The following is a 6,712-nucleotide window of genomic DNA, read 5'->3' as shown; positions in this document are numbered from 1 at the left end:
GGCACCAGATTGCTCCACGGCAGTGAACCCAGGGCAGGAAATGCGGGGCAGAAGCGCCGTGCCTGTGTCGCTGCCCGTTCCCGGCCTTGGCACGATACAGGCGACACCGGCGCGACACGCGATGGGTGCCGACCTCGGCCGTCGTCTTTCGGCAATCCCCATGGACCGCCTGCGGGCCCTGCGGAGAAGAGCCTGGTGGCAGGTGAGACCAGAGCCCTTGGAGGCTTGCCCGGGCACACTCGCGGCGCTTCGCGCCGCCCGCGTGGATGCCGCGACGAGACGGGGACGGGGGGCAGGGCGGTCGTCGCGCCGTCCGGGAAGTTCCTGGCCGAGGTTCACCTCGTCGTCAGCTGTCGGGTGTAAAGTCCGTGCACGGGTTCGATGCGTGGCGGCTCGGTCTACCGCGCATCGGCGTCCGTTTCCCGTCCATTCCCGGAGCGATCGAGATGCGCGCGAAAATCGTCAGCCACCTGCTCGTCACCCTGGGCCTGGTGGCCCTGTCCGTTGCCGCAACGCTGGTGCAGGCCGCCCCGGCCAGGAACGTGATCCTGTTCATCAGCGACGGTGCCAGCTGGGGCACGTGGGACATGGCGAGCTACTATCAGTACGGCCAGAAGGGCATGCAAGCCTACGATGGCTTCCCCGTGAAGCTGGGCATGACCACCTATCCCTTGAACACCTCGACCACTCCCACCAACAACAGCACCCCGACGGTAACGTACGATCCGGCCAGGGCTTGGGACCAGACGCCAAACGCCGGAGCGTACGGCGGTTTTGCCAGTCGCTTCAACGGTTACGACTACATCAAGCGCGACTACACCGATTCCGCTGCTGCCGGCACGGCCCTGTCGACTGGCGTGAAAACCTACAACAACGCCATCGACGTGGACAACTACGGCCAGGATCTGGCCTACATCACGCAGCGTGCCAAGGCCCAGGGCAAGTCGACGGGCATCCTGTCGAGCGTGCCCTACTCGCATGCCACTCCCGCCACCTTCGGCTCGACGAACCGCAATCGCAACAACTATGGCGAGATCAGCAAGGAAATGATCAACAATCCGGCCGTGGACCTGATCATGGGGGGTGGCAATCCCAATTACGACAGCAACGGCAAATTGCGCGCCACACCGGTCTTCGCCAACGAGACCGGCACGGGCGGGGGCTACATGTCCCGGACGGCCTGGAACACCGTCAACGACCCGAGCAAGTGGCAGCTCCTGCAGACCAAGGGCGACTTCGAGGCGCTGGCCAACGGCACCCTGACTCTGACTGGTCAGAAGATCATCGGCCTGCCGCAGGTCTACGACACCCTGCAGTACAGCCGCAGCGGCGCCGTGGTCGGAACTGGAGCACCGACCCCCAGCGGCAAGGCCTACATCGATACTGTGCCGACCCTGGAGACGATGACCAGAGGTGCATTGAACGTCCTGAGCAAGAACCAGGACGGCTTCTTCATGATGGTCGAGGGCGGCGCGGTGGACTGGGCAGCGCATGCCAGGGATACTGCCGGCATCATCGAGGAACAGATCGCGTTCAACAAGGCAGTTCAGGCGGCCGTGAACTGGGTGGAAGCCAACAGCAACTGGAACGAGACCCTGATGATCGTGTTGACCGACCACGGCAACGGCATGCCCATGGGCCCGGACTCCGACACCGTCGCCTTCGACGCGATCGAGAACAAGGGTGCGGGCAACCTGCCTGGTGTCAGGTGGCATTACAACACCCACACCAACGAGAACACGCTGCTGTGGGCGAAGGGTGCCAATGCCGATCTGTTCTACAGGGAAGTGGACGGTGTGGACCCCGGCCTGGTGAACGTGCTGGGCTTCAATGACGGCCGCTACATCACCAACTCCGATGTCGGCAGCGTCCTGCACGCGGCCATGGTCTCCGAACCAGCGAGCTGCGCCCTGATGCTGGCGGGCCTCGGCCTGATGGGCTTCAGCGGCCGTCGCCAGGTGCCTTGATCCATTCAGCGCAGGCGCACCGGTGACACCGGGCAACCGCTTCTCGCGGCGATTGGAATGAAGCGGGGGCGAACGCCGACGACAGTCGGCATCGGGCATCCGAGGCTCGGCCGACAATGGCGCGAAGCGACGCGGCCTGCCCGATCTGCTCCTCTTCGACCCACTCCTTGAAGCCGTTGCTCCTCCTGGCCCGCCCGCTGCCGGCAACGGCTTCGTCGGCAGGCCGGGCAGTGCCGCGCTCAGACGCGGCTGCCGGCCCAGAGACGGAGCGCACTGGCCGGCAGCTCGGCACCGAGACCGAACAGGTCGGCATTCGAGACGTGGGCGCCGCCGCGCGGGCGCTGGTCCGCCCAGATCCAGGGACGCCACCAGAGGCTGGCGATGAACTGACTCGCCCCTTCGCGGACGAGAACGCCGTCCAGCGCCATGTCCGGCGACACGTCGGCGGCGACACCGCACAGGGTCAGCAGCGCCTTGCGAAACAGGCTGACTTCCTCGGGGAAGCGGACTGCCGAAGTCGCAGCCAGTGCGTCCAGCAGGGACGTCATCCACTCGAACCCGGGAAAACGGCCGCTGCGCACCTGGTCGACCGCCTGTCTGACGGCGCCCTCGAGCTGCTCGTCGTCGCGCACGTCGCCGAGCCCGGCGATCGCCGTGCGGACACGCCGGTCGTTCAGCGTCAGGGCGCCGAGAGCGAGCTGCACGACCGCTTCGCATTGCCGCTTCGAAAGTGTCGTCGTCAGCGCCCAGTCGAGAATGGCCAGTCGCCCGTTCGGCGTCGCCAGCAGGTTGCCCGCATGCGGGTCCGCATGGAAAGTCGCCCCGGCCTCGCCACTGCGCCAGAAAGGCTGCGCGAGCAGGGCGCGGACCACTCGCTCGGCGCGCCGTCGCATCTCCCTCGGCGGCAGATCCTGCACCGTCACCTTGCAGCCATCGACTCTCTGCATGGCCGTGACGGTCGGTGTCGAAAAAGGGAAGACGTGCGGGATGACGATGTCCGGTGCGCCGGCATGGAACTCGGCGGCCTGGCGCAGATGGGCCTGCTCGCGGTCCAGGCGGACCTCATTGGCGAGCAGGCGGGCAACGCTCTCGAGGGTGTTGGCGTAGTCGAATACCGGCAACCCATGCGCGACGCAGCGTTCCTCCAGGTGGCTGCCGAGCGCCGGCCAGATGGCGAGTTCCTCTTGCAGCCGCTCCTCGACGCCCGGCCGCAGCACCTTGCAGACGCCGTTCTGCTGCGGCTCGTTCGCCGCCGGCTGCCAGACGAAGGGAACGACGACCGCGACGCTGGCCTCGGCAAGGGCCTTGCGCGCGATGCGCAGGCCCGCGACCTCGCCCAGCTCGCGTTCGAGCTGCGGGCGGACGGCCAGCAACGAATCCGCCGGCTCGAGCGTCTCGAGTTCCTGCAGACGCCGGCGCAGGTCGCCCGACAGGCGCCGATCGTGTGCGACGACCTGTCCCAGCTTGTGCAGGGTGGGGCAGAGGCGGAACAGAGCGAGCAGCCGCCGCGATCGGCTGGCATTGCCGGGCAGCGCCAGCTGGGCGGCGAAGATCGCCTGCTGGCGGCGTGGCGAGAGGTGGTCGAGGAAGAACAGCAGCGCTTCCGCCAGCAGTGGACGAAAGCGCGCGTACGCCGGTGGCAGCAGTTCGCTGAGGCGCGACAGCATGGCCAGCAGGCCATTCTCGGTGGCGGCGTGCAGGGTCATTCCTTCTCTGATCTCACTATCGACGCTGGCTGCTGACGAAATCCATCTCCAGTGACCAGACGGACGTTTTCGCGGCAGTCTGCGACAGTTCGCGGGTCGCCTCGATGTTGGGCAGACGCTGCTGCTCAGCCGCCCGCAACCTGCTTCCATGATGGCCGCCGAACGGTGATGAGGTACCGCCATTCTTCATCATGCTGGAAGTTTTCTCAAACGGAATGTGCTTGCGGAAATGTCGCAGCCGACGTATCCAAGGCAGGACCGATGTCGTCACGGCCGCTCGACCCGTGCACGCGAGCCCCAGCTCTTGCCGATGACGGGCATGCATGGGCTACCGAAGTCGGGCAAACTGGTGCAAGCTATTGTCCCTGGGAAAGTCAATCAGCGGCGATGATGCGCCTGCCGCCTTGACCTGAGAACACGGGAGGACGACGATGAAGAGCTTGTGCGCGCTGGTTGTGCTCGCCGCTGCCGCTGTCATGCAAGCGCTGGCAGCCGACCTGCCGAAAGGCGATTGCGCCCGCCCCGCGGCAGCCACCGACCTCTCGGGCTGCGACTTGAGCCGGGGCAAGCTGGCGGGTCGCGACCTGCGTGGTGCTCGTTTCGCCGGCGCGAAGCTGGAGAATGCGGATCTGCGCAAGGCTCTTCTGGAGGGTGCGGACTTCAGGCGCAGCAATGCCAAATGGGCCAACTTCGCCGGGGCGAATCTTGCCAAGACGGATTTCCGCGACGCCGATCTCTTCCATGCATCCTTCGACGATGCCGATCTGTCCGACGCGCGCCTGGGTGGCGCCAATCTCTTCGGCGCCAATCTGATCAACACCCGCGCGCCGCGGGCAGATTTCGGCGGTGCCTATCTCAAGGACATCCTCATGGAAGGTATCGATCTGTCGGGCGGTTCGATCAAGGGGTGCTATACCTTTCGCGGCGTCCTTCTGGGCGCCAGGTTGGTCGGTACCGATCTTTCCGGCGCCGATCTGACTGGCGCCGCGGCCGAAAGCGCCGACTTCTCCAAGGCGCGCCTGTTGGGCACGAAACTTCTTGGAGCAACTCTGCGCCATGCAGTTTTCACGGATGCCGACATGGCCCAGGCCGACCTCGCCAATGCCGATGTCTGGAATGCCAACTTCAGCGGCGCTCGCAACCTGCCGCCGTCGGTACAGGACGCGCTGATCGAGCCCTTCGTGGTGCGCGAGCGGCGTTGACTCGCGGAATGCGGGTCGCCGCGAGCGCTGCACCAGCCGGGTGCAATCAGTCGATGCCCGCCACCGCTTGCAGCCTCTCGATATCCGGGATGTGGATTCTTCGCCGTTCAACCGAGAGCAGGCCCTGTTTGCCAAGTGTCTGCAGGATGCGGGAGAAGGTCTCCTGCGTCAGGTTGAGGCGCGAGGCAATGACTCGTTTGTTGGTCGGGAGGGTTACGGTGACTGCCCTGCCGTCTTCTTCGACGGCATTGCGCAAGAGATAGTCCACAATGCGCTGGCAGCCGCTGCGCAGCGAGTATCCCTCGACATCGTCGATGAGGTGATGCAGGCGCATCGACAGAGCGGCGATCATCTTGCGGACCAGCCGCGGGTCCCTGTCCAGTTCCTGCAGGATTGCGCCCTTCGATACATGCACCAGACGGGACTGAACCAGCGCCTGGGCGTCGACCAGAAAAGGCTGGTCAATGAACATCACCGCCTCGCCGAATGTGTCCCCTGGGCCGAGGATTGCGACGACCTTTTCGTCGCCCTGAGGGGAATTCAGCGCCAGCTTGACCAGACCAAAGATGATCAGGAAGAAGCCGGTCGGCGTGTCCCCTCTGTGGAAGAGAGTATCGCCACGCGCTGCGGTGAGCGCGCGTGATCCATGCGCGAGACGCGCGATCTCGTCACTGTCGAGCCCTTGGAACAGGGGCGTATGTGCCAGTAGCCCTTCAAGATTCATCGCTCATCACCAGGAGTCAGGTCGCTGGTGGATCGATGAGCGGGCCAGCACGGCGTGACGGACTGTGCTCCAACGGCACCGGAGATGCGTCGGGATTGCCGGACGTGTTCGCCAGATCTGCCGTCGCCCCTGCCATCGGGCCAATTCACGGCTGCCTGCGCGCTGCGAAATCACTTCAGGCTGAGGATCCACTTGACCAGCTTGTCGGCCTCATCCGGCTTCACAGACGGATTGGGCGGCATCGGTACCGGGCCCCAGACGCCCTTTCCTCCCTTCATGACCTTCTCCGCCAGCATCGCCTCATCCTTCGCCGAGTATTTCTTCGCCACGTCCTTATAGGAGGGACCGACGACTTTCTTGTCGACCGCGTGACACGAGAGGCAATTCTTCGCTTTCGCGAGGGCTTCATCGGCCTGGGCTGCGCCAGCAGACATCAGGCCAGCGCCGATCAGCAGCAACACGGGGGACGCTTTCATGCTTTTTGCTCCACGTAGAGGGTTTGGGTCAATCAATGGTCGGCATCGCGTAGTGCGGGCGCGAGCTTCACTGCTGCGTTCGCCGGGCTGGCGATCGTGCCTGCCCGGCCTCGGTCCCGTCTCAATAGACGTCGTTCTGAGTGTTGTACACGTTGAACTTGCCGGTCGGGGTGATCAGGCGCGGGTCTTTGATGACCGCCTTGAGCTTGCGCGTCTTGTCGTCGACGACAACGATGGCCGATTCTTCGCTGCCGGTGCTCCACACCGAGAACCACACCTCGTCTCCGGCACGGTTGTATTCGGGTTGGACGATGCGCTTGGCGCCGGGCTTGACACCCGCCCACTCGCCAATTGGCAGCAAGTCGAATCCCTTGTCGAGCTGGTTGATGTCGAAGACCGCAACGGCCTGGGAAATTGCCGGGTCCGGATTGAGGGGGGCGTCGACCCAGAGGTTTCTTGACTTCGGATGGGTCTTCAGGAACAGCGAACCGCCGCCTGCGCCCTTGAGCGTCTGCACGACTTTCCAAGCGTTGTTGGCATTCTTCTTCGGGTCGGTTCCGATCAGTGAAACGGTTTCGTCCCCCAGATGGCTGGTGGCCCACACCGGACCGAACTTCGGATGAACGAAGTTCGCGCC

Annotated in this window: 7 protein-coding genes; 2 read left to right on the top strand and 5 right to left on the bottom strand. The window is 64.9% G+C overall.

Features of this window, described 5'->3' with window-relative positions:
• Nucleotides 1-446 precede the first annotated feature (446 nt).
• Nucleotides 447-1,967: an alkaline phosphatase gene (locus NFW30_RS00035; protein ID WP_295357299.1), complete on the top strand. Its 1,521-nt coding sequence runs from the start codon at nt 447-449 to the stop codon at nt 1,965-1,967.
• Between the two features lie 239 nt (nt 1,968-2,206).
• On the opposite strand, the gene NFW30_RS00030 is transcribed toward NFW30_RS00035, so the two are convergent.
• Together NFW30_RS00030 and NFW30_RS00025 are read right to left on the bottom strand one after the other, a co-directional pair.
• A complete protein-coding gene (locus NFW30_RS00030; protein ID WP_295357296.1) occupies nt 2,207-3,673 on the bottom strand; it encodes an AarF/UbiB family protein in 1,467 nt (488 codons plus the stop codon).
• 16 nt (nt 3,674-3,689) lie between these two features.
• On the bottom strand, nt 3,690-3,866 hold the full coding sequence (locus NFW30_RS00025) for a hypothetical protein (protein ID WP_287464109.1): 177 nt from the start codon (nt 3,864-3,866) through the stop codon (nt 3,690-3,692).
• A 238-nt stretch (nt 3,867-4,104) separates the two neighbouring features.
• On the opposite strand from NFW30_RS00025, the gene NFW30_RS00020 reads away from it, so the two are divergent.
• A complete protein-coding gene (locus NFW30_RS00020) occupies nt 4,105-4,875 on the top strand; it encodes a pentapeptide repeat-containing protein (protein ID WP_295357292.1) in 771 nt (256 codons plus the stop codon).
• 46 nt (nt 4,876-4,921) lie between these two features.
• On the opposite strand, the gene NFW30_RS00015 is transcribed toward NFW30_RS00020, so the two are convergent.
• From NFW30_RS00015 to NFW30_RS00005, 3 genes are all read right to left on the bottom strand, one after another.
• Nucleotides 4,922-5,599 carry a Crp/Fnr family transcriptional regulator gene (locus NFW30_RS00015; RefSeq protein ID WP_287464111.1) on the bottom strand — a complete coding sequence of 226 codons (678 nt, stop codon included), beginning with the start codon at nt 5,597-5,599 and terminating at the stop codon, nt 4,922-4,924.
• Nucleotides 5,600-5,769: 170 nt separating this feature from the next.
• Nucleotides 5,770-6,075 carry a c-type cytochrome gene (locus NFW30_RS00010; RefSeq protein WP_287464112.1) on the bottom strand — a complete coding sequence of 102 codons (306 nt, stop codon included), beginning with the start codon at nt 6,073-6,075 and terminating at the stop codon, nt 5,770-5,772.
• 121 nt (nt 6,076-6,196) lie between these two features.
• Nucleotides 6,197-6,712: cytochrome D1 domain-containing protein (locus NFW30_RS00005; RefSeq protein ID WP_295371587.1), on the bottom strand; the 516-nt coding region annotated here is incomplete at its 5' end.

This window comes from Accumulibacter sp., from assembly GCF_023806635.1.
GTDB lineage: Bacteria > Pseudomonadota > Gammaproteobacteria > Burkholderiales > Rhodocyclaceae > Accumulibacter.
This window is presented reverse-complemented; position numbering and strand designations above follow the sequence as displayed.